Here is a 24,527-nt window from a genome sequence, read left to right as displayed (position 1 = left end):
CCCTTTCTGTTTGCGGTTGGCCGCTATCAGGCGTCGGCGCTTTCGCCCCGATCCTTCTCCGCGCCCCTGGACTTGGCACTCGCCGAAAGTGCCTTCGGCTCTTCCTTTGCGTTCGCTTCCTCTTCGACTGCGAACCCGCCGGTCTGCTCGGCCGGGCCCTTGACGAGGCTGTTGAGGCTCGAGCCGTCGAGGCCCAGTTCCTTCATCAGCCCGTCCAGCACCGGAGCCTGCGCGCGGTAGGCGAGGGCTGCGCTGACCGCGTCGGTCGCGAGATTGCCCGATCCGCCAGTTGCAGCGACGCCGTTTCCGGCACCCTTGCCGCCGCCATTGGTAAGCCCGTCGACCTGGACGATCTTGATGCTCTCGATCGCTTCCATCGGCTTGGCGCTTTCCTTGACGAGGTCCGGCAGGACCTTGAGCAGGGCCATCTTGGTCTGCAGGCTGATCTGGTCCGAGGACAGGATATTCGCCGCCTCGTTGATCGCCTTTTGACCGGCCGCCTCGACTTCGAAGCGCACGCGGGCCGCTTCGGCACGCAGCTTCTCGGCCTCGGCCTCACCCTGCGCTTCGAGACGCAAAGCCTCGGCGCGGTTGGTGGCAGCGTCCTTCTCGGCCTCGGCTTCCACACGGACGCTGATCGCATCGCGCTCGGCCTGCTTCGAAGCCTCGATCAGCTCGATGCGCTTCTGACGCTCGGCGATCTCGGTTTCGCGGCTAGTGGAAACCTGCTCCTCGGCAGCGACGGCCTTGGCGCGGGCTTCGTCGGCTTCCGCCTTGGCCTGGCTTTCCTCGCGGCTCTTGTTCTGGACCGCGATCTGCTGCTCCTGGCGGGCGATTTCGAGCGCACGCTGCTGGTCGATCCGCGCCTCTTCGACGAGACGGTCGGCTTCGATCTGCTGCGCGTCGACCTGCTTCTTCGCCTCGATCCGGGCAGCGTCGGCCTCGCGGCTGCGCTCTGCCTGTTCGCGAGCGATTTCAGAGGACTGCGCGGCGCGGCGGATTTCTACCTCGCGCTCCTGCTGGAGGCGAGCGTATTCCTTGTCGCGCCCGATCTCGAAGCTCTTGGCATCGGCCTCGAGGTTCTTCGTTTCCATCTGCACGCGCGTGTCCTGCTCGATGTCGTTGCGCAACTTCTTGCGCGCCTCGATCTGCTCGGTCAGCTTGGTCAGACCTTCGGCGTCGAAGGCGTTGTTGGCGTTGAAGTGCTCGATGCTCGTCTGGTCGAGACCGGTCAGCGAGACCGATTCCAATTCCAGGCCGTTCATGGCGAGGTCGTTCGACGACACCTGCTGCACCTTCTGGACGAAGTCGGCACGCTGTTCGTGCAGCTCGTTCATCGTCATGCCGGCAGCCACGCTGCGCAGCGCGTCGACGAACTTGCCTTCGACGAGGTCCTTCAGCATTTCCGGCTGCATCGTGCGCTGGCCCAGAGTCTGCGCGGCCATGGCGATGGCTTCGCTATCGGGCTTCACGCGGACGTAGAACTCGGCCTTCACGTCGATCCGCAAGCGGTCGAGCGTGATGAGCGCTTCGCCATCGCGGCGGATGACCGAAAGCACCAGCGTGTTCATATTGACCGGCATGGTTTCGTGGAAGATCGGAAACACCAGCGCGCCCCCGTTCATCACGACCTTTTCGCCGCCCACGCCGGTCCGCACAAAAGCGGTTTCCTTTGAGGCCCGTCGGTACATTTTCAGGAAAAACGTAATGATGATGAGCCCTATTAGGATCAGGCCCCCGACCATCACGATCGACATATCTAATAACCCTTCCATTGCTCCTCCTTATTGCTTGACTGGTGTTGGCGACAGGCGGCGCTCGGCGAGCGCGGTCGCATAGAATTGATTTCCCTCGCGGCGGACGAGGAGGACCTCGTCGCCTTCGTGGAGTTCGGATGCTGCCTCGTGCGGTTCGACCATCACCCGGTGGGTCTGGCCGTGCACGTCCTTCACCCGTGCCCGGGCGGGCGATCCTGTACGGGCCACCCCGATGCTGATCGTTGCCCGGCGGCCGACAAGGCTTTCGGTGCTGACAGCGGTCGTATGGTCCTTGGGCAGGATGCGTCCCAGCGGGCGGGCGAAGCCGCCGGTCACGGGCAACGCGGCCACTCCGGCGATCAGTGCGGCGAGCCAGCTGTAGAGCGGGCTGCCGGTCAGGCTTGTCGCAAGCTCCTGGATCGACAGGCCGATGCCCGCGAACAGGAACAGGAACAGCGCCAGCCAGATCGTGAGCGGAACGCGTCCGATACCGAGCAGCGTCAGCAGCCCGTCGAACATTCCCGCATCGGGCAATCCGTCGCCATCGGCGTCCAGGCTCACATCCGCATCGCCGAAATCGGCGACCCCGATGAGTTGGATGACAGCGAGGACCAGCATAAGGCCAAGCGCGGCCGCAAACGGCATGTTGTGCGGCTCCAGCAATGTCATGATCTCCCCCTTCCTTATGCGCAGAAAGTCCCGCTCCCGGCTCTAGCCGAAAGTGGATCCCCCTACTGTTGTATCCATGTCATTCACCTAGCAGAAAGCTGGGATCTTCCGTAGGAATATGCGACGAACCGAGTTCGATTTTTCCCGCAATTACGCGGGTTTGACTTGGGAAGGCGTGCTTTCGACTTCAGGCAGGCGTGATGCGCAGCGGCAGCGTCTTGAGGCCGCCGACAAAGGTCGATTTGGCGCGCTTGGGCTCGCCCGCAAGTTCGACCGTCACGATTCGGTCGAGCAGCACTTCGAACAGGATACGCATTTCCAGCCGTGCGAGGTGGAGCCCGAGGCACTGGTGCGCGCCTGCCCCGAAAGCGAGGTGGCGGTTGGGGCTGCGGCTGGCGTCGAAGGTGCGGGGGTTGTCGAATTGCGCCGGGTCGTGGTTGGCCGCGACGTAGTTGATCATCAGCCAGTCGCCCTTCGCGATCGGCTGGCCGCCGACCTCGGTGTCCTCGGCCGCCGTGCGCATGAAGTGCTGCACCGGGCTCGTCCAGCGAATGGCTTCCTCGACGATGCCGGGGAGTAGCGTGCGGTCCTCGCGCACCCGCGCCCACTGTTCCGGATCGCGCGCGAGCGCCAGCATCGCACCCGCCGTGCTCGCGCTGGTCGTGTCGTGCCCTGCGGCGGCGACGATGATGTAATAGCCCATCATGTCGCGATCGTTGAGCGGTTCGCCGTCGACGGTGGCGTTCGCAATAGTGCTGGCGACGTCATCGGTCGGGTTCGCGCGTTTTTCGGCTGTCAGCCCGGCGAAATATGCCTCGAAATCCTTCACGGCGCCCGCAACGAGCTGGGTAATCGCCTCGGGCGGCAAATCCTTCATCCCCGACTGGTTAAGGTCCTCGTCCTGTCCGCCGAACATCTGCTGGGTCAGCATCAGCATCCGCGGCTCGTCCTCCTCGGGCACGCCGAGGATCTGCATGACGACGTGGAGCGGATAGGGCTGCGAGACGAGCTTACAGAAGTCGGCCGTGCCCCCTGCTTCGATCAGCCGCTCGACTGTCTTGACGGCGAGCGCCCGGATCTCGTCCTCCAGCCTCCGCAGATTCTTGGGCATGAACCATTCCTGGGTCAGCTTGCGATACTTCATGTGGATCGGCGCATCGAAGGTCACGAGGCTGGCGACCATATGCGGGCTGCCGCCGGTCAGATTTTTGGCGAACTCGATCCCCTCGGTCAGGCTGAAGACGACCGTCTGGGGGTTGTTGAGGAAGGTCGCGTTGTCCTTCGAAATGCGCATCACGTCGTCATAGCGCGTGACGAGCCAGAACGGCGGGTGGCGGCTTTCGGGGTCCTCAACCCACGCGACCGGCGCTTCCTCGCGCAGCCGGTCGAATGTGTCGAGCAACGGGTCCCAGGCGGCGTAGCTTTCGGGCGAAATTACCTCATAGGCGGTTTCCGGATCGAGCCGCGGTTTCGCCCCGCTCGCCATCACGCATTCTCCGCGCGCTTGGCATATTCGTCACGCAACTCGCGCTTGTAGAGCTTGCCGTTGGCTTCGCGCGGGAGTTCGGGACGGAAGTCGAACAGCCTCGGCATCTTCACGCTTGAAAGCCTGGGTGCGAGGAAATCCCGCAGCTCGCTCTCAAGACTATCGCCCGCCTCTCTCATGTCCATCGGCTGGACAACCGCGACGACTTTCTCGCCGAAGTCCTCGCACGGCGCACCGATCACCGCAGCGTCCATCACCTTGTCATGCGTGACGAGCAGGTTCTCGATCTCCTGCGGGTAGATGTTGACCCCGCCCGAAATGATCATGTGGCTCTTGCGATCGGTGAGGTAGAGATAGCCGTCCTCGTCCAGATGCCCGATATCGCCCAGCGTCATCCAGCCTCTCTCATGCATGGCCTCGGCGGTCTTGGCCGGATCGTTGTGATAGGTCGGGATCATGGCGTTCTCGAAATAGAGAAGGCCGTCCTGCCCGGCCGGCAGTTCCTCGCCCTCGGGCCCGCAGACATGGATCGTGCCGTAGATCGCCTTACCCACGCTGCCGGGGCGCTCGAGCCAATCTTCGGCCTTGATCAGCGTCATGCCGATACCTTCCGAACCGGCGTAATACTCGTTGATGATCGGCCCCCACCATTCGATCATTTCGCGCTTGATCGGGACGGGGCAGGGCGCGGCGGCGTGGAGCGCGCGCTGGTGGCTCGAAAGGTCGTAGCCCTCGCGCTCTTCGGGTTTGAGCTTGAGCATGCGCACGAAATGGGTCGGCACCCACTGGCTGTCGGTCACGCGGTATCGCTCGATCGTCTCGAGCGCATGGACCGGATCGAACTTCTCCATCACCACGACCGTCCCGCCGAGGCGATGCGCGGTGGTGCACCAGCCGAGCGGCGCGGCGTGATAGAGCGGCGCAGGGGAGAGATAGACCATGCTGCCGTCAGCGGGCATGCCAGCGCCCATCACCGCGAGGCCGACCAGCGGGATCGGGGCATCGATATCCTCGCTCTCGGGAGGGGCCGGGCGCACGCCCTTGGGGCTGCCCGTCGTGCCGGAGGAATAGAGCATGTACTGGCCCGGCGCCTGGTCCGCGATCGGCTCCGCGCTCTGCCCGGCAAGCGCCGCCTCGTAATCTTCCATGGCCTCGCCGCCAAGGATGAGCAACTCCATGTCCGGGCAGTGCGCGCGGATCGCGTCGATCCGGTCGGCAAAATAGATGCTGGTGATCAGCAGTTTCACCCCGGCATCCTTGAGGATGTAGCAAATCTCCGGCGCCGTCAGGCGGGTGGAGACGGGGACCATCATCGTGCCCGCGCGCTGCGAACCCCAGACGATGGGAAGATAATGGATCGAGTTTTCAAGGAGAACGCCGAAATGGTCGCCCCGCCTCAGCCCTCGCGCACGCAGCAATTGGGCGAAGCGGTTGGCGTAGGCGTCCATCTCCCCATAGGTCAGCGTTTCGCCGCTGCCGGACATGATAATGGCAGGATGGTCGGGGCGCGCCTCAGCGTGCGTAATCGGATGCATTGCAGCTCCTCTCTCCTCCCGGCGGCCCTCGTTTGCGGGACTCGTCCGGTTGCAGGGAGAAACCTACCTGTCAGGGCCGCATGGGCAAGGGAAAAGGGGAAGCGGCCAACCAGCGCGCACGAAAAAAGGCGGCCGGGTCAGACCCGCCGCCTTTTTCTCGATCCCGAAAGGCCAATGGCCCCTTCGGCTTATTCTTCGTCGTGGCCGCCCTGGCCACCTTCGCCCATGGCGAGAGCGAAGGCGCGCTGCGCTTCCGATTCGACCATGTAGGGAACCGGGTTCACGGCCTGCCCGTCGATGCGGACTTCGTAATGAAGGTGCGGACCGGTCGAACGGCCGGTCGAACCGACGTAACCGACGATGTCGCCCTTCTTGACCCAGGTGCCGTCGGACACGGCGATGCGCGACATGTGCGCGTAGCGGGTCTGGATACGGGCGCCATGCTCGATCGCAACGTAGTTGCCGTAGCTGGAGAAGCGTTCGGCCTTGGAGACATAACCATCGGCGGTCGCGTAGATCGGCGTGCCGGTGGTGGCTGCAAGGTCGACACCCTTGTGACCCATGCGGCGCTTGAGCACCGGGTGGGTGCGGTCGCCGTAATCGCTGGTCAGGCGGGCGTCTTCAAGCGGCATGCGCGAGGGGACCGAGACCTGCGGGCGGACCGCGGCGACGGGCTGGCTGGGGTTTTCCCATTTCGCGAAGAGCTCGGTGAACTGGGCGTCGCCCTCTTCCGAACCCTGCGCCGTCACTTTCGACATGTCGATTGCGCCCACGGCCGCGGCAGCGTTGGTCTCCGCCTGCGCCGGAGCGGCGGCGATGCTCATGCCTGCGACAGCCATGGTGAAAGCAAGCGTAATGCGCTTGGTGATCATGCTAAACCCGTCCATCCGGCCCGGTTTCCCGGACCTTTGTCCCTAGACCGACATGGGCGTCCCGGCCCGTACGGTCTTTATTTCATCTCCGCCGGAACCCCCCGGCAATTCGTGAGTATGGGTTATGACCGAAAAGGTTAATCAGGCAATACCAGCGTAGAAGTCCCGCGACAGACCGGCTGCCGAACGCGCCGAGTCGTTGAACGGTGGCTTCAGAGTCCCGGAAAAATACAGTTTCACCAATTTCTGCCATGATTCCGGCGGGTTCTCGCCGCGCGCCGCGCAGATTGCCCGGAAATGCCTTGCGCCGAAGGCGACGTGACGAATTTCGTCGTCAAGGATTCGTTTGAGAATTTTCGCCCCGTTTTCATCACCTTGCGAGCGAACCCGCTCGAGCGTGGAGGGCGTGACGTCGAGACCGCGCGCTTCCAGCACCATGGGAACGATCGCAAGCCGCGCGGCGACGTCGTGAGCGGTGTCTTTTGCCGCGCTCCACAGCCCGTCGTGCGCAGGCAACGCTCCGTAGTGCGACCCCAGCGAATCGAGTTTCCGCTCGAGCAAGGCGAAGTGCATCGCCTCGTCTGCGGCGACGGAAAGAAAATCGGAAACAAAGACTTGGCCCATCGATTCGCCGAATCGCCCGGCCATGTCGAGCGCGAGATCGATGGCGACGAACTCGATATGGGCGAGCGCGTGCCACAGGGCGATACGTCCCTTCTTGCTCCCGCCCTTGCCGCGCCGCGACATGTCGCGCGGCAACCGCAGGTCGAGTTCCTCGGGCCAGGCGGGACGATCCGGCATGGCGCAGTCGAAGGCGAAAGCGAGGCGTCCCATGCGCCAGTCACGCGCGAGCTCGCGGGTGGCGAAGACCTTGGCTCTCTTGTCGCTGGTCAACAGGCACTCGCGAATGGCGCAGGAGATCGAGGTCATGCGCCGCGCGCCGCCTCGAGCACCTCCTCGGCATGGCCCTTCACGCGCACCTTGGGCCAGACGCGCAGGATCGTGCCGTCCTCGCCGAGCAGGTAGGTCGAGCGGATCATGCCCATATAGGTGCGCCCGTAGTTCTTCTTCTCGCCCCAGACGCCGAGCGTGTCCGACAGGCCGTTTTCTTCGGCATCGGTGGCAAGTTCCACGGTGAGGTCGTGCTTGGCGATGAAGTTCTGGTGTTTCTTCGCCGCATCCTTGCTGACGCCGATGAGGCGCGTGCCCGCTTTCTCGAACTCGGGCTTCAGGGCGGTGAAGTCCTTCGCCTCGGTGGTGCAGCCGGGCGTGTTGTCCTTGGGGTAGAAGAAGATCACCGCCTTGCGGCCCGCGAGGTCGGCTTTCGTCAGCGTACCGCCATCGGGGGTTTCCATGGTGAAATCGGGGAAGGCATCGCCTTCGGAATAGGTCGTCATCAGTCCAGCTCCAGTGTTTCGCCGAAAAGGGCCTGCCAGCGTTGTGCCACCTGCCGCCGCGCATCGGCGAAGCGGCCTAGCAGCGATGCGAAGTCCGTTTCCTCGCACAGCCGCGCAAGGATCGCCTGCGGGGCCTCGCCCGGAATGGCAAGATCGGGGGCAAGGAGGCGCGTACCCACCAGCAGGCGGGTCATCAAGTCGTGCGCTTCGGCAAGGCCTTCCAGTTCGTGAAGTTCCTCCAGCGCTTCCTCGATACGCGGGGCCAGCCCCATGCGGTCGCGCAGCTGCAGGAAGTGGACTAGGAATTCGAGATCGACCAGCCCGCCGCGCAGGAGCTTGGCGTCGAGCGGCCCCTTGGCCGGTTTGTGCGCCGCCATTTCTCCGCGCATCTTGAGCAGGGCCGCACGCAGATCCCCCTCTTCGCGCGTCCGGCACAGCACCTTGGCGAGCACCGAGTCGATCGCCTGCCGCGCTTCCTCGCTGCCCGTCAGCGCGCGCGCGCGGGTCAGCGCCATGTGCTCCCAGGTCCAGGCGTCCTCCAGCTGGTAGCGCTCGAAGCTCTCGAGGCTCACCGCGAGCGGCCCCTGCGCGCCCTGCGGCCTCAACCGCGTGTCGACTTCGTAGAGCGCGCCTTCGGCTGTCGGCACCGAGAGCGCGGCGCTGACCCTCTGGGCGAGCCGGTTGAAATAGAGCGTCGCGCCGAGCGGGCGTTCGCCGTCGCTGGTCGCTTCGTGGCTGCCTGTGAAGAGATAGACGATGTCGAGATCGGAAGCGTAGGTCAGCATGCCTCCGCCCAGCCGCCCGAGGCCCAGCACGACCAATTCGGAGCTCTCGATCCGCCCATGCCGCAGCGCGAATTCCTCCTCGGCGGCGGATTGCGCGGTCTCCAGCGCCGCCTCGGCCACCCGTGACAAGGCAGCGGCGATATCGAGCGGGTCCTGCGCGGCTTCGATCACCTGCACACCCAGCGCGAAACGCGTCTCGCCGGTCACGATGCGGATGCGGTCGAGCCGGTCTTCATAGGTGTCGCCGCGCTCGCCCCGGCGCATGCCTGCGGCAAGGTCCTCGCGGCTACCCGGCAGGTCGAGCGCGCTGCGGTCGATCAGCGTATCGAGCAGGTCCGGCCGCCGGGCGATAGCGTCGGCGAGCGGGGGCGCGAGCGTGAGGCAGTCGGCCACCAATTGCAGCAGGCCGGGCCGCGCCTCGAGCAGGCGGAAGAGATTGATCGCGCTGGTCATCCGCTCGAGCAGGCTTTCCCAGCGCGCCACCGCGCGGGCCGGTTCGGGCGAGACGGCGAGCGAGCGCTGCAGCTTGGGGCGGATCGCTTCAAAGGCGGAGAGCGCGGCGGTGCTGCGAAGCGGGGGATAGCGCCCGTCGGTCCACTGGCTCACGCGCTCGGCGAGTTCTGGGTCGAGCTGCGCCTTCTTTGCCGAGGCCTCGAGATGCGGGCTGTCGGCGGGGACGGATATCTCGTCTTCCGCGAGCAGCGCGTCATAACAGGTCGCCACCGGCGCGGTCAGCTTGGTGATATGGCCCAGCCATGCCGCGCCATCGGCAAAACCGTCGAGCCGTGCGGCGTTGTCGAGCGCCTCGCCCGAAGGAAGCGTATGCGTCTGCTGGTCGGCGATCATCTGCAACCGGTGCTCGATCCGCCGCAACCCGTCGTAGCTTTTGCCCAGTTCCGCGGCGTCGTCGGCCCCGATACGCCCCGTTGCGGCCAGCGCGTCGAGCGCGGCGCGGGTGCGCTTGTTTCGCAGCGAGGGATCGCGTCCACCGTGGATCAGCTGGTGCGTCTGGGCGAAGAACTCGATCTCGCGAATGCCGCCGCGCCCCAGCTTCACATTGTAGCCGGGGGCGGGTTCGCGCGGCCCGCTCTGCTTTTCGCGAATTCGGCGGGTGAGGCGGCGGACCTCGTCGATCGCTCCGAAGTCGAGGCTACGGCGCCAGACGAAGGGGCGGATATGGTCGAGAAAGGCCTCGCCCGCCGCGATGTCGCCGGCGCAGGCGCGCGCGCGGATGAAGGCGGCCCGCTCCCAGGCGAGGGCAGAGCTTTCGTAATGGGTGATCGCCGCATCAAGCGGGATGGCAAGCGGGCTGACCTCGCTGGCCGGACGCAGCCGCAGGTCGACGCGGAAGACATAGCCCTCGCTGGTGACTTGGGACAGCAGGCGCACGATCTCACGGGCATAGCGCTGCGCCGCCTCGCCGGGCTCGTCGCGCTCGCGGCGGGGCAGCGTTTCGGGATCGTAGAGCAGGATCGGGTCGATATCCGAAGAATAGTTGAGTTCGCCCGCGCCGTGCTTTCCGAGCGCAAGGCCGATCATCCCGTCGGGCGAAGCACCCTCCACCCGCCGCGAGATTGCCGCCGCAATCGCGCGGTGCAGAGCGCGGTCTGCAAAGAGCGAGAGTTCGCGCATCACTTTGTCGAGGTCGAATGCTCCGGCAAGATCGCCGATCGCCAGCACAAGGCCCAAGGCGCGCTTCTCTCGCCTGAGGGCAAGGCCGATGTCATCGATACCCTTGCCCGCCGCCTTGACGAGCGCCAGCGCCGCCTCGCCATCGCCCGCCTCAAGCAGCACTGTGATTTCGCCGAGCCGCTCCAGCCCCCGTTCGAGGAAGGGCGCGTGGTCGCGGGCGCGTGTCAGGGCGTGGGTCCAGTCGGCCTCCATAGCGGCGGCTGTGCCGAACCGCGCATGCCCGCGCAAGCTTGCGTGTTGGCCGCGAGGGGTGCAACAAGCGCCGCCACGGACTTACAGCAAACGAGAGGTTGCCCCCCACATGATCCGCACCACACTGCTTGCCGCGACGGCCCTGATGCTCGCCGCCTGCAACGCCGATATAGAAGAGAGCAGCTCGCAGGCCGGTCTCGACATTCCCGATGTCGCCAGCGGCGATATTTCCGAAGAGACGATGAAGTCGGTCACCGAACGGCTGTCTTCGGACGAATTCGAAGGCCGCATGCCCGGCACGAAGGGCGAAGAACTGACCGTCGCGCTGCTCACCGAGCGGTTCGAGGCCGCCGGTCTCGAACCGGGCAACAACGGCAGCTGGACCCAGCGCGTTCCGCTGGTCGAGATCACCGGCAAAAACTTCGCTCCGCTGACCATTTCGGGCGGCGACGAGGATCTGAGCTTCGATTACGCCAGCGAATGGGTCGGCGTGACCTATCGCGAAGACGCGAAGACTAGCCTTGATGACAGCGAGCTGGTCTTCGTCGGCTACGGCATCAACGCCCCCGAACGCGGCTGGAATGATTACGAAGGCATCGACATGGCGGGCAAGACCGCCGTCATCCTCGTTAACGATGCCGATTTTGGCACCGAAAGCCTCGAAGGCCCGTTCAACGGCAAGGCGATGACCTATTACGGCCGCTGGACCTACAAATATGAAGAGGCCGCCGCACAGGGCGCTGCCGGTGCGCTGATCATCCACGATACCGAGCCGGCCTCCTATGGCTGGAACGTCGTCGAAAGCAGCTGGTCGGGCCCGCAGGCCTATGCCCAGCGCGGCGAGAACGCGCCGCCGCTTACCCAGGTCAACGGCTGGGTGCAGAACGAGGTCGGTCGCCGGATTCTCGAAGCGGCCGGCAAGGATGCCGACAAGCTGATGGCCGATGCCAAGAAGAAGGGCTTCAAGCCGGTGCCGCTGGGCCTTACGGCGTCGACCAGCTTTGCAAACGACATTCGCAAATTCGAATCGCAGAACGTTATCGGCGTGCTGCGCGGTAGCGAGGCGCCGGAGGAATACGTCCTCCACACCGCGCATTGGGATCACCTCGGGCGCTGCACTCCAGCTCCCGACAGCGACGATATCTGCAACGGTGCAGTCGATAACGCGACCGGGACCGCCGCGCTCGTCGCTCTGGCCGAAGCGCACGCGGAGGCCGGTCCGACCCGCCGCAGCCAGGTCTTCCTTGCCGTGACGGCCGAGGAATCGGGCCTCTTGGGTGCGGATTACTACGCCGCCAACCCGGTCTTCCCGCTCGACAAGACGGTCGGCGGCATCAACATGGACGCCTTCTTGATCGCCGGGCCGAGCAAGGATGTCACCGTGGTCGGTCCGGGCAAATCGCAGCTCGACCAGTTCCTCAAAGCCGCGCTCGAGGCCGATGGCCGCGTCTCGACGCCCAACCCCAACCCGGAAGCTGGCTACTATTACCGCAGCGACCACTTCGCCTTCGCCAAGCGCGGCGTGCCGATGCTCTATGTCGACGGCGGTGAAGACCTCGTCGAAGGCGGCACCGAAGCGGGCGCAAAGGTCGCCCAGGACTATCGCGACAATCGCTATCACGGGCCCAAGGACGAATACGATCCGAACTGGGACTGGTCGGGCGTGATGGCCGACCTCCAGCTGTTCTATCGCCTCGGCCGAATGCTCGGCATGAGCACCAGCTGGCCCAACTGGAACGAGGGCGACGAGTTCAAGGCCACCCGCGACGAAACCTGTTCGGGCGAGGGAGCCGCTTGCGGCGCGGCTGCAACGGCGGGTTGAACCAATTGTGAAAGCCAAATGGAAAGGGCCGGTTCGCCACATGGCGGACCGGCCCTTTGCGATAGTTTTCGAAGTTTATGTTCTATCGCGCAAGCAGCCTCTCGGCCATCGCGCGAACTTCCTTGCCCATGTCCTCGCGTTCGAGCGCGAGCGCAAGGGTGGCCTCGACGAAACCGGCCTTGCTTCCACAGTCGTAACGGTTTCCGGCAAAGGTCACCGCGTGGAACGGTTGGTTGCCGATCATGCGCGCCATGGCGTCGGTCAGCTGGATCTCGCCGCCCGCGCCCTTGCCTTGGTTCTCCAGCGTCCGCATGACTTCGGGCTGCAAGATATAGCGGCCCGAAATGATCTTGTTCGACGGCGCTTCGGCAACAGGTGGCTTTTCGACGAGGCCGGTAACCTCTGTCAGCGTGTCGGAAACCTGTCCGCCTGGCGCGATCACGCCGTAGCTCGACACCTCTTCCTGCGGCACTTCGAGCACCGAGATGAGATTGCCGCCGACCTCGTTATAGGCCTCGACCATCTGCTTCATGCAGCCGGTGCCGCCCTTGTTGGCGACCATCAGCTCGTCGGGCAGCAGGATAGCGAAAGGCTCGTCGCCCACGATCGCACGCGCGCACCAGATCGCGTGGCCGAGACCCATGGGGACCTGCTGGCGCACGGTGATGATGTCGCCGGGCGTCGCGCGGGTCGGTTCGAGGACGCTCATGTCCTTGCCGCGCTCTTCCATCGTGGTCTCGAGTTCGAACGCCATGTCGAAATGCTCGACGATGGCCGTCTTGCCGCGGCCGGTGACGAAGATGATCTGCTCGATTCCTGCCTCGCGTGCCTCGTCCACCGCGTACTGGATCAGCGGACGGTCGACGATCGGAAGCAGTTCCTTCGGGATCGCCTTGGTCGCCGGAAGGAAACGCGTGCCGAGTCCCGCAACGGGAAAAACGGCTTTCTTGATGGGGTTATGGGTGCTCATGGAAGTGCGGGTTAGGTCTGCGGGGGGAACAGGTCAATTGCTGGCGGGTTGAGGGCCGCAATGGAAGGGGACCATGACAGGCGCATGACGCTTGCCACAGCCCCCGTGACAACTAAAGCAGGGGCCCATGGACAAACTACTCGTACGCGGCGGCAATCGCCTTTCCGGCACCCTTCCCATTTCTGGCGCGAAGAATGCGGCCCTCACGCTCATTCCCTGTGCGCTCCTGACCGAAGAGGCCGTGACGCTGCGCAATTTGCCGCGGCTCGCCGATATCGACGGATTCCAGCACCTGATGACGCAGTTCGGGGTTAGCCATACGATCCCCGGCAAGCGCCCGGAAGAATTCGGCCGTAACGTCACCCTGGAAGCGATGCGCATCACCAGTTCGGTCGCGCCCTACGATCTCGTACGCAAGATGCGCGCCTCGATCCTCGTGCTCGGCCCGCTGCTGGCGCGCACCGGCGAAGCGACCGTTTCGCTGCCCGGCGGCTGCGCCATCGGCAACCGTCCGATCGACTTGCACCTGAAGGCGCTCGAAGCCTTTGGCGCAAACATCGAACTGGCACAGGGCTACGTGAAGGCAAGCGCGCCCGACGGCGGCCTGCCCGGCGGCGAATTCGACTTTCCCGTGGTTTCGGTCGGCGCGACGGAAAACGCGGTCATGGCTGCGGTGCTGTGCAACGGCACCTCGATCTTGCGCAACGCCGCGCGCGAGCCAGAGATCGTCGACCTGTGCAACCTGCTCCTCGCCATGGGCGCGGAGATCGAGGGTGTGGGGACGTCCGAACTCACCATCCACGGGGTGAAGAAACTACACGGTGCGACTTACCGTGTCATGCCCGACCGTATCGAGGCCGGTTCCTATGCCTGTGCGGCGGCTATCACGGGGGGCGACGTGCTTCTCGGTGGCGCCGATGCGGGCGACATGGGCTCTACTCTCCATGCGCTGCGCAACATCGGCGTGACGGTTGAGACGATGAAGGAAGGTGTGCGTGTCTGCGCTGACGGTGGGCTCAAGGCCTACAATCTCACTACAGCGCCTTTCCCGGGCCTCGCCACCGACATGCAGGCGCAGCTGATGAGCCTGCTTTGCAAGGCGGAAGGGACCAGCATTCTCAAAGAAACGATCTTTGAGAACCGTTTCATGCACGTGCCCGAACTCACCCGCATGGGCGCCGATATCGAGACCACGGGCCGCACCGCCATTGTTAAAGGTCCGGTGGACCTTACCGGCGCTGAAGTGATGGCGACCGATCTGCGCGCTTCGATGAGCCTCGTCATCGCCGGCCTAGCTGCCAAGGGCGAGACTACGGTTCGCCGCCTCTACCACCTTGACCGCGGATATGAGCGGCTGGAAGAGAAATTGCAGCTTGTCGGCGCAGATATCGAACGGGTGGGCGACGATTAGCGGCGTCTTAGGGACCTTTCGTCGTGGTAGAACGTTGAAGGATTAAGTCACTTATTCGAAAGGGAAGCAGACATGATCCTCAAGCTCGCAGCACTCGGTGCCCTCGGCTATCTCGGCTATCGCACCTATGAAAAGAACCGCGTTGACCAGAATGGCGTCGCCTTTGCCGGAGGCGAGCCCGAAGGTAGGTTCCGCAACGCCGGAGCCGACGCGACCGCTTCGCACGATGCTATGAGCTCGACCGACGAAGCGCTCGACGAAACTTATCCGGCGAGCGACGCGACCGCCAAATACTAAGGCGAGTCGCTCCCACCTTTGCTTAGGGCGGCGGAAGCGATTCCGTCGCCCTTTTGCGCGCGCGGCGCCAGTTCGTGCGTTGCCAGCCAGATTCGAATCGCCCCGGCAAGGCCCGGGGGCGTTTCGCTGCCGATACGCTCGGTATCGATACTCGCCACCAGCGTGTTTACGGCCAAGCCGCGTCGCGCAGCTGCATGGCGCAGCAAGTCCCAGAAAACCGGCTCGAGACTGATAGAAGTGCGGTGTCCGTCAATACGAACCGAATGCTTGACCGGCGGGTGATATGGCGTCGTCATCGGTCCCTTCTTGCATCCTGTGCCCGAGAGTGAAACAATCACGCGTCGCTGCAACGTGTATTTTGGACGGTGGACTGCGCGGTGAATGTGAACTCGGACAAAAGCCCGCCCGACAAGGTGGACCCGGCGGAACTCGACCCGCCGAAGGAAAAGCGCGTCCCGCTTTCGCGCCGAATCTACAGTCCGCGCGAACTGGCTGCGCTCGAACGCCGAGACCGGATGGGCGGCTGGCTGATGCTGGTTCTCGCGGGCGCCGCCGTCGTCGCGGCAATACTTCTCTACCGGACGTTGCCTGACGATCTCCAGATGGGCGACGTCTTCGTCCGGAACGATCCGGGCGAAGAGGTCCCGCAGGAGGAAATACCCTTCGTCTGGGGCGAGCCCCGACCCGAGGATACGGAGGCAGCGCAGGCGGACGAACTCCCGCGCACCGAAACCCGCAGGGGGAGCCCGCGCCGCGCGCCACAGGAAGAGCAGGAAAACGAGCTAGCGGACCTGGAACTCGACCTTCCGCCGCCACCGGTGCCGGTGGGGCCCGCTCCCATGACCTTCTCTGGCCCGCCGGCGGGCACGGTCGATCGCGAGACAGCCCGCGCCCTGCGTACGGGCCAGACGCAGCTCTGGAAGGAGCGCGGCCAGCGTGGTTACGTACTGGTCAGCAACGCGGTGGCCTACGGGTCCCGGGAATGCCGCCAGATCAGCTACACCCGTTTCCTTGAGGCGGGGCAGGCAAGCTCCCCCTCGACCCAATGGTGCCGCATCGGAACCAGGGGCAAATGGCGCAAGGATCCCCGCGGACCCGAATAGTATCTGGTCAGTACATGTGCTGGCCGCCGTTGATGCTCATGGTCGAGCCGGTCACGAATTCGGCCTGATCGGACACGAGGAAGCTTACGCCGCGGGCGATCTCGCTGGCCTTGCCGAGACGGCCGACGGGGATCTTGGCGACGATCTTCTCGAGCACGGGTTCGGGGACCGCGGCCACCATGTCAGTGTCGATATAGCCCGGCGCAATCGCGTTGACGGTGATGCCGAAGCGTGCACCTTCCTGCGCCAACGCCTTGGTGAAGCCGTGGATGCCGCTCTTGGCGGCGGCATAGTTGACCTGGCCGTATTGACCCGCTTGCCCGTTGATCGAGCCGATGTTTACGATCCGGCCCCAGCCGCGGTCCTTCATGCCGGCGAAGGTCGCCTTGGCCATGTTGAAGCAGCCGCCCAGATTAGTGCGCATGACCGCATCCCAGTCGTCGTAGCTCATTCTCAGGAGAGTGCCGTCGCGCGTAATGCCGGCGTTGTTGACGACGATCTCGATCGGGCCGTGATCGTCCTCGACCTGTTTGCATGCGTTCTGCACCGCTTCGTAATCGCCCACGTCGAACTTGACGGTAGCGATACCGGTTTCTTCGGTGAACTTGCGCGCGGCCTCGTCATTGCCGGCGTAATTGGCAACAACGGTGCAGTCGCGCTCTTCGCGCAGGCGTTCGCAGATGGCGCGGCCGATTCCGCGAGTGCCTCCGGTTACGATGGCAACACGTCCCATATCACTTCTCTCCCCAGCTATTCCGTGGCGTTAAGCTGTCTTAGGCATGGCGAAGCGCAGGCGTAAAGACAAACCGGCGCGGGAGGAGCGCGCTCAATCGTTTTCCTTGCAATTTGTACGAAGTGTCCGGCGCGCTGGCGCGGGATCAGAAGCGAATCTGCGTTCCGACATAAACGGCCTGGTCGTCTTCCATTCCGTCGGTCAGCGGGCCGAGGCGATCGCGGTCCTGCTTGATACGAACGCCGGCGGTCACGTCGAGATTGCGGCTCAGGCGATAGGAACCGCCGAGATCGACGCGCTGGCGACCGGCACCTTCAAGCGTGCGCGGGGTGCTGCCGGCGAGACCTTCCTGCTCCAGTGCGATGCGCGACTGGAAGCGGCTCGGCTTCCCGTCCTGTTCCTTGCTGTCGAACGTGCCGAGGTCCGGCATCGCGATGTCCTTCAGCCCTTCCGCAACCGCGGCAGCGGTCACGCTCCGCGTGGGCTGGGCGAAACTTTGGTAACCGCGGGCAATGCCGAGGTTGTAGCGCGTGGGCGCAACCGGCAGGGCGGTCTGGACCGCGCTGGTCGCTGCCAGGGGCTCGAGCGAGGTGCGGCCCGACAGCGTGCGTGCCGTCGCATCGTCAACGCGGACCGCAAAGTTGACCGTGCGGTCGCGCTGCGGAACCGGCTTGCTCGCGGGCGTGAAACGCAGGGCGTCCTCGCCGACGAGCCGGGCCACCTTCTGCGCCAGTTCCGGATCGGCTCCGGCCGGCGTGAAAGGAAGGAATTCGACCGGCTGCGCGGCTTCGGTGATCCCGGGCGAGGCGACGGCGAGGCCGGCACCGGGCACGGCCAGCGCAAGACCCGCGACAGCCAGCATGGCCGGCGAGAACCGTCCCTTGCTCTTGCTGTCGAACCGCTTGTCCATTCCAACGCCTCTCAAGTGCCGCGAAACTATCACCCCGATAATGGGGCCGTCCGCTTAACCGTTCCCGAATGGACTCGCAGTCCGACTCCGAAACGAAAGCCAACCTAGGCCTCCCTCGGCGGCTTGGCCAGCTTTTCCACAGGGGCCCGTACCAATACGGGATCAGGTGTTGCCCTGCGTCCACAGCGCGGGAGGCATTAAGCGCGCATTCACCGGGCAAGAGCGTCTATGCGCCCGGCCGGTGACGGCGAGAAGGCAGCGCTTGCCCCCGTCTGCGCAGCCATTATAGAGCCGCAAGACATTCTTTCGATACGCCCAGTTTGCCAAGGACCGTTCATGACCGCATTCCGCACTTTCCGCCGTCCCGCCGCCATCGCCCTGCTGGGCGTGGCCAGCATCGGCCTTGCGGCTTGCAGCAGCAGCGAACGCCCGAAGGCCGATCTCGCCGCGGCCCAGGTTTCGACCATCGGCGTCAATTCCTACCTCTGGCGCGCCGCGCTCGAAGCCGTCAGCTTCGCACCGCTCCTGCAGGCCGACAGCAATGGCGGCGTGATCGTGACCGACTGGTATGCCAACCCGAGCAATCCGGCCGAACGCGTCAAGATGACCGTTTCGATCCTCGACACGGACCTGCGCGCCGATGCTCTGCGCGTGTCTGCCAGCCGCCAGGTCGACCAGGGCGGCAGCTGGGTCGATGCCCCGGTGCAGGCCGTCACGGTCCAGAAGCTCGAAGACATCATTCTTACCAAGGCCCGCGAACTGCGCCGCCAGGCCATTTCGAACTGAGCCCGGGTCATTTCGGACTGAGCAAAGCGGGTTCCATTCGCGCCTGAAATCCTTACAGGCAACCACATGAGTGATACCCGTTTCGATCCGGCTTCGGCCGATGCTCGCTGGCAGTCCGCGTGGGACGAGGCGCAGACTTTCCGCGCCGACAGCAATTCCGACAAGCCCAAGAGCTACGTGCTCGAGATGTTCCCCTATCCTTCGGGGCGCATCCATATCGGCCACGTGCGCAACTATACGATGGGCGACGTCCTTGCGCGCTACAAGAAGGCGACCGGACATGAGGTGTTGCACCCGATGGGCTGGGACGCTTTCGGCATGCCGGCGGAAAACGCCGCGATGGAAAAGGGCGTGCATCCGGGCGCCTGGACCCGCGACAATATCGAACACATGAAGGCGCAATTGAAGCGCCTCGGCTTCGCGCTCGACTGGTCACGTGAGCTGGCGACCTGCGAGCCCGATTATTACGGCCACGAGCAGGCGCTCTTCATCGATCTCTACGAAGCGGGTCTGGTCTATCGCAAGGAAAGCGAGGTCAACTGGGACCCGGTCGACATGACCGTGCTCGCCAACGAGCAGGTCATCGACGGCAAGGGCTGGCGATCGGGCGCGGAAGTCGAGAAGCGCAAGCTCAACCAGTGGTTCCTCAAGATCACCGCCTTCGCCGAGGAACTGCTCGAAGGGCTGGGAAGCCTCGAGAACTGGCCCGACAAGGTCCGGCTGATGCAGGAAAACTGGATCGGCAAGTCGAAGGGTCTCGAGTTCACCTTCGATCTTTCCAACGGCGAAAAACTGCCGGTCTACACCACGCGCCCCGATACGATCTTTGGGGCGAGCTTCGTTGCGGTCGCCGCTGACCATCCGGTCGCGCAAGCGCTCGACAGCGACGAGGCACGCACTTTCATCGCCGAGTGCAAGAAGGGCGGAACCACCGCTGCCGAACTCGAAACCGCCGAGAAGCTTGGCTTCGACACCGACGTTACCGCGAAGCATCCGTTCACCGGCGCGGACCTGCCCGTCTACATCGCGAACTTCGTGCTGATGGATTACGGCACCGGTGCGATCATGGCGGTGCCCGGCCACGACCAGCGCGACTTCGAATTCGCCACCAAATACGGCCTCCCCATACCGCGCGTCGTTGCGCCGAGCGTGGAAGAGGCGGGCAAGGGCTTCGATGGCGAGGCCGAGGCGGGCGACGGCGTGATCGTCAATTCGGCCTTCCTCGACGGAATGGAAGTCGAAGACGCCAAGCGCGAAATCATCCGCCGCATCGAGCAACAGGGCCGGGGCGAGGGCAAGACCGTCTGGCGCCTGCGCGATTGGGGCGTTTCGCGCCAGCGCTATTGGGGGACACCGATTCCCTTCATCCATTGCGATAGCTGCGGCGTTGTGCCCGCGCCCAAGGACAGCCTGCCGATCACGCTGCCCGAGGATGTCGACTTCCAGACACCCGGCAACCCGCTCCTTCGCCACGAAGCATGGAAACATCTCGATTGCCCCAAGTGCGGCGGCAAGGCGGAACGCGAGACCGATACGCTCGACACCTTCGTCGATTCGAGCTGGTATTTCCTGCGCTTTGCGAGCCAGCCTGCCGACAAGGCCTTCGATGCGGAAGAAGTGGCCAGGTGGCTCCCGGTCGAACAGTATATCGGCGGCATCGAGCACGCGATCCTGCATTTGCTTTACGCGCGCTTCTGGACCCGGGCACTCGCCCACATGGGCCAGATCGAGGTGAAGGAACCCTTCGCTTCGCTGTTCACGCAAGGCATGGTCACGCATGAGACCTACAGCCGAAAGACCGGCGGCAAGACCGTCTATTACGCGCCCGACGAAATCAGCCGCGAAGCCGAGCGGGCGGTGCTCAAGGACGATGGCGGCGAGGTCGAAATCGGCCGCGTCATCAAGATGTCGAAGTCGAAGAAAAACGTCGTCGACCCCGATACAATCATCGACACTTACGGCGCCGACGCGGTGCGCTGGTTCATGCTCTCCGACAGCCCGCCCGAGCGCGACCTTCCCTGGTCGGAAGCCGGGATCGAGGGTTGCTCGCGTTTCGTCCATCGCCTTTGGCGCCTCTTCGCGGCCTATGACGCAGGCGCGTCGGGCGAGGACAAGGCCCTGCTGCGCAAGACCCACCAGACCGTGGCCGCGGTGGCCGAGGATATCGAGGCGCTGGGCTTCAACAAGGCCGTCGCGCGCATTTACGAACTCACCGGCGCGGTCGAGAAGGCCGCACCCTCGGCAAGCCGCAGTCAGGCAATTCGCACGCTGGTCCAGCTCGTCGCGCCGATGATGCCGCACCTTGCCGAAGAGGCATGGGCCGGCCTTGGCGAAACCGGGATGGTCGCCGACGCGGCATGGCCTGAAGCCGATCCGGCCCTGCTGGTCGAGGACGAGGTGACGATTGCCGTCCAGCACAAGGGCAAACTGCGCGACACGCTGACCGCACCCAAGGGCGCTTCGAAGGAAGATCTCGAGGCGATGGCGCTGGCATCGGAGAAGGTCCAGCGGTCACTCGATGGTGCAGAAGTGCGCAAGGTCATTGTGGTGCCCGATAGATTGGTGAATATCGTCACCTGATGCGCATTCTCGTCCTCCTGCTTGCCGCGCTGGCGCTGACCGGCTGTTCGCTCCGCCCCATGTATGCGGGCGGCGGCAGCGGGGCGGTGGCGCAGGGGCTGGCGGCGGTCGACGTGCCGCCGATCCCGGGCAAGGCCGGTTGGCTGGTGCGCAACGCGCTGAACGACAAGCTGGGCGCGGCCGGCGTGACCAGCTTTCGCTACCGGCTCGACGTGCGCCTGGACGACAGCCTCGAAGGCCTCGCCGTGCTGGCCGACGATACGGTAAGCCGCGAGCGGCGTACGCTTCGCGCGCGCTACCAGCTGGTCGATGCGGGCACGGGCGAAATCCTGCTTGACGCGACCGAGGGAACCGACGCCGGGATCGATGTTGTGTCGAGCGAATACGCCACCATCGCAGCCGAAAACACCGCGCTCGAAAACCTCAGCCGCGAGATCGCGGACCGGATCGTGACGCGCGTCGCACTGACGCTGCGCGATCGGAATTCGGGCGACCAGTGAAGCTCACCAGCCGCGATTTTGCCGCCAAGTCGCGCGATGTCGCGGCTAACTGCTTGGTTTTCTTTTTCTGCGGCCAGGACGAAGCGGGTGCGAGCGCGGCGGCCAACGACATTGCCGCGATGCTCCCCGAACCCGGCGAACGGGTCGAGATACCGGGCGCCGAATTGCGCGCCGATCCGGCAAAGCTGGGCGACGAGGCGCGTTCCACATCGCTCTTCGGCGACAAGCGCCACATTTGGTCGCGCGTGGCAGGGGATGAAGCGCATGAGGCGCTCAAGACGCTGCTCGAAACGGGCGACATGGGCGCGGGCGAGGCCTGGCCGGTGATCGTCGTCGCCACCTCGGCCACCGACAAGTCGCGCACCGCCAAGCTACTCGAAAAGCGCAAGGATGCGGTGGTGGCGATGTTCTATCCGCCCGACTTGCGTTCGGTGACACAAAGCGTGCGCGGCATGGGCGATGCGGCGGGGCTGAAGCTGGACAGCGCAGTGGCCGAGCGGATCGCGCGCGCTGCCAATCTCGACGTGCGGCTGGCGCAGAGCGAGGTGACCAAGCTCGCCACCTATCTCGACGCAACCCCGCAATCACCGCGACCGGCGGCGATGGAGCATTTGGATGCCATCGGTGCGGCCAGCGAGGAAGACGGTTTCGCCAGCCTCGTCAACGCCGTTTTGGCGGGGCAGGGGCCGAAGGTCGCCACCGAGATCGCGCGGATGAAGCAGATCGGGCTAAACCCGGTCGGCACGCTGCTGGCCATCGAACGGCGTGCGGCGCAGCTGGCGCGGATTTCGGCGGCGCTGGGCAATCGCCGCTATCAGGATCTCGACAAGGGCGAGAAGGCGCGGCTCGGCATTTTCTGGAAGGAAGAGCGCGACATCGCCGAACAGGTTCAGCGCTGGCGCGGCCCCAAGCTTGATCGCCTCACACTGCGCCTGACCGAACTGCATCGCGAATTGCTGACCAACAGCCAGTCTTCGGAATTGCTGCTGGCCCAAGGCCTGACCGGAATTGCGCGAGTCGCGGGCGCGGGTCGCCGCTAGCCTTCCATCCATTTCTGCAGCCGCGCGGCAACGAGGCGCAAGAAGTGATCCCGCGGTTTTCGCATCAGTCCTCCGGAACGGAGAAAGTGCCGGTCACGCGGCCGCCCGAATTGGTGCTGTTGCCGGTCACGCCCGAGGACCCGCTCGCCTGCCCGTCGATGCTGGACACGCCGCTCGCTAGATCGATCACCAATCGGCCCCCGTTCAGCGTGTCGCCGCCGCGGTTGAGGCGGACATTGCCGGCCATGGTGATGACGCGGCGGTTGAAGTCATAGACCGCCGTATCGCCGCGTGCGCGCTCGTTGCCGCGCGAGACGTCGACCCCGCCGGTCGCTATGATCCGCTGTATCCTGAGGCTGCCCGCGTCGGAATAGTTCACGATGGTGCGCGCCGCGTTGAGATTGAGCTCGGCCTGCGTGATCTGGACGTTGCCCGAGAGCACGACGCGATTTTGGCGGTCCTGCAGCTCGATCCGGTCCGCCGCATAGGAAACGGGCGCGTTGGAATTGTGCGCGGCGATCGCCTGCGCGCTCAACTGGATGCCGCCGAGCGCGGCGGCAGTGAGCGCGAAACCGAAAAGGGCGCTTTTTGCCATGGCGGGCAGGTGCTTTTTCATCACGGCATCCTCAGCTTTCCGGGTACCATGCGCAGCCGCGCGTTGCCCGACAGGGTGATCCGGCGTTGGTTGAGATCGGCGTCGAGCCGGTTGGCGCGGAAGGTCCCGGCGGGAATTGCGCCCTCGACCCCGCCGGCACCGACCAGTGTCTTGTCTTCGAGATCCAGCACCACGCCGCTCGCGCGCATCGAGTAGCCATCCGCCGCTTCCATGCGCATGGTGCCGTTCACGGCGACGATCTCTTCATCGATATCGTATTGCCCGCCTTGCGCTTCGACGCGTGCCGGGCCGTCGGCCATCAGCATGCGGGCGACGAGATCGTCCATCCGGACAATGCCTTCCGCGCTTGATTTCTGGACCGCTTCGCCAGCCGTGAGCGAGAACGGGCGTCCCTCATCGTCCTGTCCGCGGTAAAGCGCGTTGTCGACCCGCAGGCGTTCGGTGATCACCGCCACCTCGTTGCGATCGAGGAGGAAGCTGATTTCCCCGCGCGGGGACAGCGGGGTGATGATCATCATCGCCGCCAGCGCGCCAACGCCCATCGGCAGCGCTCGGGAGAGGAAGCGGACCAGCCGGTCATGGCTGCCGCCGGGCGCGGCGAAATGCTGGCGGCGCGAGCGCAATTGCTTCGCCTCCTGCGTTTCCATCCTGCGCTTGCGGAGCACCATGGGCTGGTTCTATCCTTCCTAGGCTGAAGCGTGGCTGAAGATGTCGTGATCGTCCCAGCCGAGAATATCGAGATGCGCGCGTGCAGGAAGGAAATCGAAACAGGCCTGTGCAAGTTCCGTCCGGCCTTCACGTTCGAGCCTGCGGTCGAGCTCTTCCTTCATCCGGTGGAGGAAGCGCACATCGCTCGCCGCGTAGTCGCGCTGCGCGTCGTTCAGGACCGGGCCGCCCCAGTCGCTGCTCTGCTGCGCCTTGCTCATGCTTTCGCCGAGCAGTTCTTCGACCAGATTCTTGAGGCCGTGGCGATCGGTGAAGGTGCGCACCATCTTGCTGGCAATCTTGGTGCAATAGCACGGCGCGGCCGTGACACCGAGGTAGTACTCGATGGCGGCCAGGTCGAAGCGCGCGAAGTGGAAGAGCTTCAGCCTTTCCGGATCGCCCAGCACCGCCTTCAGATTCGGCGCGTCGTAATCGCTGTCGGGCCCGAAGCGCACGAGGTGCTCGTCGCCGTTCCCGTCGCTGATCTGGACGACGCACAGCCGGTCGCGGATCGTGACGAGGCCCATGGTTTCGGTATCGACGGCCACGGGGCCATCGGCGAGGACGTCTTCGGGAAGGTCTTCTTCGTGGAAATGCACTGCCATGGCCAAGGGCCTTAGGCGCATCGGGGATAGGAGGGAAGGGGCCACTGGTCCGACGCTCGCTCCG

The 24,527-nt window shown here is 64.8% G+C and carries 23 protein-coding genes; 8 read left to right on the top strand and 15 right to left on the bottom strand.

Features of this window, described 5'->3' with window-relative positions; all coding sequences use genetic code 11:
• Window positions 1-26 precede the first annotated feature (26 nt).
• From ED21_RS04690 to glnE, 8 genes are all read right to left on the bottom strand, one after another.
• Complete coding sequence (locus tag ED21_RS04690; RefSeq protein WP_369765631.1) at window positions 27-1,745, bottom strand: flotillin family protein; 1,719 nt, start codon at window positions 1,743-1,745, stop codon at window positions 27-29.
• Window positions 1,746-1,784: 39 nt separating this feature from the next.
• The gene (locus ED21_RS04685) at window positions 1,785-2,426 is read right to left on the bottom strand and encodes a YqiJ family protein (RefSeq protein WP_006832690.1); all 642 of its coding nucleotides are present in this window, start codon (window positions 2,424-2,426) and stop codon (window positions 1,785-1,787) included.
• Window positions 2,427-2,613: 187 nt separating this feature from the next.
• A complete protein-coding gene (locus tag ED21_RS04680) occupies window positions 2,614-3,912 on the bottom strand; it encodes a cytochrome P450 (RefSeq protein WP_006832689.1) in 1,299 nt (432 codons plus the stop codon).
• Window positions 3,912-5,447 carry an acyl-CoA synthetase gene (locus tag ED21_RS04675; protein ID WP_006832688.1) on the bottom strand — a complete coding sequence of 512 codons (1,536 nt, stop codon included), beginning with the start codon at window positions 5,445-5,447 and terminating at the stop codon, window positions 3,912-3,914. Before ED21_RS04675 ends, ED21_RS04680 begins: the two co-directional genes overlap by 1 nt.
• Window positions 5,448-5,635: 188 nt before the next feature.
• The gene (locus ED21_RS04670) at window positions 5,636-6,334 is read right to left on the bottom strand and encodes a M23 family metallopeptidase (RefSeq protein ID WP_006832687.1); all 699 of its coding nucleotides are present in this window, start codon (window positions 6,332-6,334) and stop codon (window positions 5,636-5,638) included.
• 126 nt (window positions 6,335-6,460) lie between these two features.
• On the bottom strand, window positions 6,461-7,249 hold the full coding sequence (locus ED21_RS04665) for a ferritin-like domain-containing protein (protein WP_006832686.1): 789 nt from the start codon (window positions 7,247-7,249) through the stop codon (window positions 6,461-6,463).
• Entirely contained in the window at window positions 7,246-7,716 is a 471-nt protein-coding gene (locus ED21_RS04660; protein ID WP_006832685.1) for a peroxiredoxin, read from the bottom strand. The genes ED21_RS04665 and ED21_RS04660 overlap by 4 nt, the downstream gene beginning before the upstream one ends.
• On the bottom strand, window positions 7,716-10,385 hold the full coding sequence (gene glnE / locus ED21_RS04655) for a bifunctional [glutamate--ammonia ligase]-adenylyl-L-tyrosine phosphorylase/[glutamate--ammonia-ligase] adenylyltransferase (RefSeq protein ID WP_006832684.1): 2,670 nt from the start codon (window positions 10,383-10,385) through the stop codon (window positions 7,716-7,718). Before glnE ends, ED21_RS04660 begins: the two co-directional genes overlap by 1 nt.
• Before the next feature lie 109 nt (window positions 10,386-10,494).
• Here glnE and ED21_RS04650 point away from each other — a divergent pair, with 109 nt between their 5' ends.
• Window positions 10,495-12,207 carry a M28 family metallopeptidase gene (locus ED21_RS04650; protein ID WP_006832683.1) on the top strand — a complete coding sequence of 571 codons (1,713 nt, stop codon included), beginning with the start codon at window positions 10,495-10,497 and terminating at the stop codon, window positions 12,205-12,207.
• Window positions 12,208-12,289: 82 nt separating this feature from the next.
• Here the strand turns inward: ED21_RS04650 and galU are convergent, their stop codons facing one another.
• A complete protein-coding gene (gene galU, locus ED21_RS04645) occupies window positions 12,290-13,177 on the bottom strand; it encodes a UTP--glucose-1-phosphate uridylyltransferase GalU (RefSeq protein ID WP_006832682.1) in 888 nt (295 codons plus the stop codon).
• A 127-nt stretch (window positions 13,178-13,304) separates the two neighbouring features.
• Here galU and murA point away from each other — a divergent pair, with 127 nt between their 5' ends.
• Both murA and ED21_RS04635 read left to right on the top strand, forming a co-directional pair.
• Complete coding sequence (murA, locus tag ED21_RS04640) at window positions 13,305-14,588, top strand: UDP-N-acetylglucosamine 1-carboxyvinyltransferase (protein ID WP_006832681.1); 1,284 nt, start codon at window positions 13,305-13,307, stop codon at window positions 14,586-14,588.
• A 72-nt stretch (window positions 14,589-14,660) separates the two neighbouring features.
• Window positions 14,661-14,885 carry a hypothetical protein gene (locus tag ED21_RS04635; protein ID WP_006832680.1) on the top strand — a complete coding sequence of 75 codons (225 nt, stop codon included), beginning with the start codon at window positions 14,661-14,663 and terminating at the stop codon, window positions 14,883-14,885.
• Here ED21_RS04635 and ED21_RS04630 read toward each other — a convergent pair.
• Complete coding sequence (locus tag ED21_RS04630; protein WP_006832679.1) at window positions 14,882-15,181, bottom strand: ribbon-helix-helix domain-containing protein; 300 nt, start codon at window positions 15,179-15,181, stop codon at window positions 14,882-14,884. The two genes, ED21_RS04635 and ED21_RS04630, sit on opposite strands and share 4 nt — an antisense overlap.
• Window positions 15,182-15,268: 87 nt before the next feature.
• Here ED21_RS04630 and ED21_RS04625 point away from each other — a divergent pair, with 87 nt between their 5' ends.
• Window positions 15,269-15,988, top strand: a complete 720-nt coding sequence (locus ED21_RS04625; RefSeq protein WP_156787286.1) for a hypothetical protein — start codon at window positions 15,269-15,271, stop codon at window positions 15,986-15,988.
• A gap of 7 nt (window positions 15,989-15,995) precedes the next feature.
• Here the strand turns inward: ED21_RS04625 and phbB are convergent, their stop codons facing one another.
• Window positions 15,996-16,721, bottom strand: coding sequence for an acetoacetyl-CoA reductase (gene phbB, locus ED21_RS04620; RefSeq protein ID WP_006832677.1), 726 nt, complete (start codon window positions 16,719-16,721; stop codon window positions 15,996-15,998).
• Window positions 16,722-16,866: 145 nt separating this feature from the next.
• Window positions 16,867-17,631, bottom strand: coding sequence for a hypothetical protein (locus ED21_RS04615; protein WP_006832676.1), 765 nt, complete (start codon window positions 17,629-17,631; stop codon window positions 16,867-16,869).
• Window positions 17,632-17,967: 336 nt separating this feature from the next.
• On the opposite strand from ED21_RS04615, the gene ED21_RS04610 reads away from it, so the two are divergent.
• The 4 genes from ED21_RS04610 to holA all read left to right on the top strand — a co-directional run bounded on the left by ED21_RS04610 (window position 17,968) and on the right by holA (window position 22,537).
• On the top strand, window positions 17,968-18,417 hold the full coding sequence (locus ED21_RS04610; protein ID WP_006832675.1) for a DUF3576 domain-containing protein: 450 nt from the start codon (window positions 17,968-17,970) through the stop codon (window positions 18,415-18,417).
• A gap of 66 nt (window positions 18,418-18,483) precedes the next feature.
• On the top strand, window positions 18,484-20,997 hold the full coding sequence (gene leuS, locus ED21_RS04605) for a leucine--tRNA ligase (protein ID WP_006832674.1): 2,514 nt from the start codon (window positions 18,484-18,486) through the stop codon (window positions 20,995-20,997).
• On the top strand, window positions 20,997-21,497 hold the full coding sequence (lptE, locus tag ED21_RS04600; RefSeq protein ID WP_006832673.1) for an LPS assembly lipoprotein LptE: 501 nt from the start codon (window positions 20,997-20,999) through the stop codon (window positions 21,495-21,497). Before leuS ends, lptE begins: the two co-directional genes overlap by 1 nt.
• Window positions 21,494-22,537, top strand: a complete 1,044-nt coding sequence (gene holA, locus ED21_RS04595; RefSeq protein WP_006832672.1) for a DNA polymerase III subunit delta — start codon at window positions 21,494-21,496, stop codon at window positions 22,535-22,537. The genes lptE and holA overlap by 4 nt, the downstream gene beginning before the upstream one ends.
• Window positions 22,538-22,601: 64 nt before the next feature.
• Here the strand turns inward: holA and ED21_RS04590 are convergent, their stop codons facing one another.
• From ED21_RS04590 to ED21_RS04580, 3 genes are read right to left on the bottom strand one after another with little or no spacing between them, the layout of a single operon-like run.
• Window positions 22,602-23,153, bottom strand: a complete 552-nt coding sequence (locus tag ED21_RS04590) for an LptA/OstA family protein (protein ID WP_006832671.1) — start codon at window positions 23,151-23,153, stop codon at window positions 22,602-22,604.
• Complete coding sequence (gene lptC, locus ED21_RS04585) at window positions 23,153-23,821, bottom strand: LPS export ABC transporter periplasmic protein LptC (RefSeq protein ID WP_006832670.1); 669 nt, start codon at window positions 23,819-23,821, stop codon at window positions 23,153-23,155. The genes ED21_RS04590 and lptC overlap by 1 nt, the downstream gene beginning before the upstream one ends.
• Window positions 23,822-23,839: 18 nt before the next feature.
• The gene (locus tag ED21_RS04580; protein ID WP_006832669.1) at window positions 23,840-24,463 is read right to left on the bottom strand and encodes a ribonuclease D; all 624 of its coding nucleotides are present in this window, start codon (window positions 24,461-24,463) and stop codon (window positions 23,840-23,842) included.
• Window positions 24,464-24,527 lie beyond the last annotated feature (64 nt).

This window comes from Erythrobacter sp. SD-21, from assembly GCF_000181515.1.
GTDB lineage: Bacteria > Pseudomonadota > Alphaproteobacteria > Sphingomonadales > Sphingomonadaceae > Qipengyuania.
Note: the sequence above shows the minus strand (reverse complement) of the source record. Positions and strands in the feature narration are given on the sequence as shown.

Excerpts from the sequence above, each read along its gene's own strand:
- lptE (WP_006832673.1), top strand. The coding sequence starts at position 20,997 with ATGCGCATTCTCGTCCTCCTGCTTGCCGCGCTGGCGCTGACCGGCTGT.
- ED21_RS04665 (WP_006832686.1), bottom strand. The coding sequence starts at position 7,249 with ATGACCTCGATCTCCTGCGCCATTCGCGAGTGCCTGTTGACCAGCGAC.
- ED21_RS04615 (WP_006832676.1), bottom strand. The coding sequence starts at position 17,631 with ATGGACAAGCGGTTCGACAGCAAGAGCAAGGGACGGTTCTCGCCGGCC.
- ED21_RS04580 (WP_006832669.1), bottom strand. The coding sequence starts at position 24,463 with ATGGCAGTGCATTTCCACGAAGAAGACCTTCCCGAAGACGTCCTCGCC.
- ED21_RS04635 (WP_006832680.1), top strand. The coding sequence starts at position 14,661 with ATGATCCTCAAGCTCGCAGCACTCGGTGCCCTCGGCTATCTCGGCTAT.
- ED21_RS04675 (WP_006832688.1), bottom strand. The coding sequence starts at position 5,447 with ATGCATCCGATTACGCACGCTGAGGCGCGCCCCGACCATCCTGCCATT.
- ED21_RS04690 (WP_369765631.1), bottom strand. The coding sequence starts at position 1,745 with ATGGTCGGGGGCCTGATCCTAATAGGGCTCATCATCATTACGTTTTTC.
- phbB (WP_006832677.1), bottom strand. The coding sequence starts at position 16,721 with ATGGGACGTGTTGCCATCGTAACCGGAGGCACTCGCGGAATCGGCCGC.
- galU (WP_006832682.1), bottom strand. The coding sequence starts at position 13,177 with ATGAGCACCCATAACCCCATCAAGAAAGCCGTTTTTCCCGTTGCGGGA.
- ED21_RS04610 (WP_006832675.1), top strand. The coding sequence starts at position 17,968 with ATGACCGCATTCCGCACTTTCCGCCGTCCCGCCGCCATCGCCCTGCTG.
- ED21_RS04660 (WP_006832685.1), bottom strand. The coding sequence starts at position 7,716 with ATGACGACCTATTCCGAAGGCGATGCCTTCCCCGATTTCACCATGGAA.
- leuS (WP_006832674.1), top strand. The coding sequence starts at position 18,484 with ATGAGTGATACCCGTTTCGATCCGGCTTCGGCCGATGCTCGCTGGCAG.
- ED21_RS04680 (WP_006832689.1), bottom strand. The coding sequence starts at position 3,912 with ATGGCGAGCGGGGCGAAACCGCGGCTCGATCCGGAAACCGCCTATGAG.
- murA (WP_006832681.1), top strand. The coding sequence starts at position 13,305 with ATGGACAAACTACTCGTACGCGGCGGCAATCGCCTTTCCGGCACCCTT.
- lptC (WP_006832670.1), bottom strand. The coding sequence starts at position 23,821 with ATGGTGCTCCGCAAGCGCAGGATGGAAACGCAGGAGGCGAAGCAATTG.
- ED21_RS04650 (WP_006832683.1), top strand. The coding sequence starts at position 10,495 with ATGATCCGCACCACACTGCTTGCCGCGACGGCCCTGATGCTCGCCGCC.
- ED21_RS04670 (WP_006832687.1), bottom strand. The coding sequence starts at position 6,334 with ATGGACGGGTTTAGCATGATCACCAAGCGCATTACGCTTGCTTTCACC.
- ED21_RS04630 (WP_006832679.1), bottom strand. The coding sequence starts at position 15,181 with ATGACGACGCCATATCACCCGCCGGTCAAGCATTCGGTTCGTATTGAC.
- ED21_RS04685 (WP_006832690.1), bottom strand. The coding sequence starts at position 2,426 with ATGACATTGCTGGAGCCGCACAACATGCCGTTTGCGGCCGCGCTTGGC.
- ED21_RS04590 (WP_006832671.1), bottom strand. The coding sequence starts at position 23,153 with ATGAAAAAGCACCTGCCCGCCATGGCAAAAAGCGCCCTTTTCGGTTTC.
- glnE (WP_006832684.1), bottom strand. The coding sequence starts at position 10,385 with ATGGAGGCCGACTGGACCCACGCCCTGACACGCGCCCGCGACCACGCG.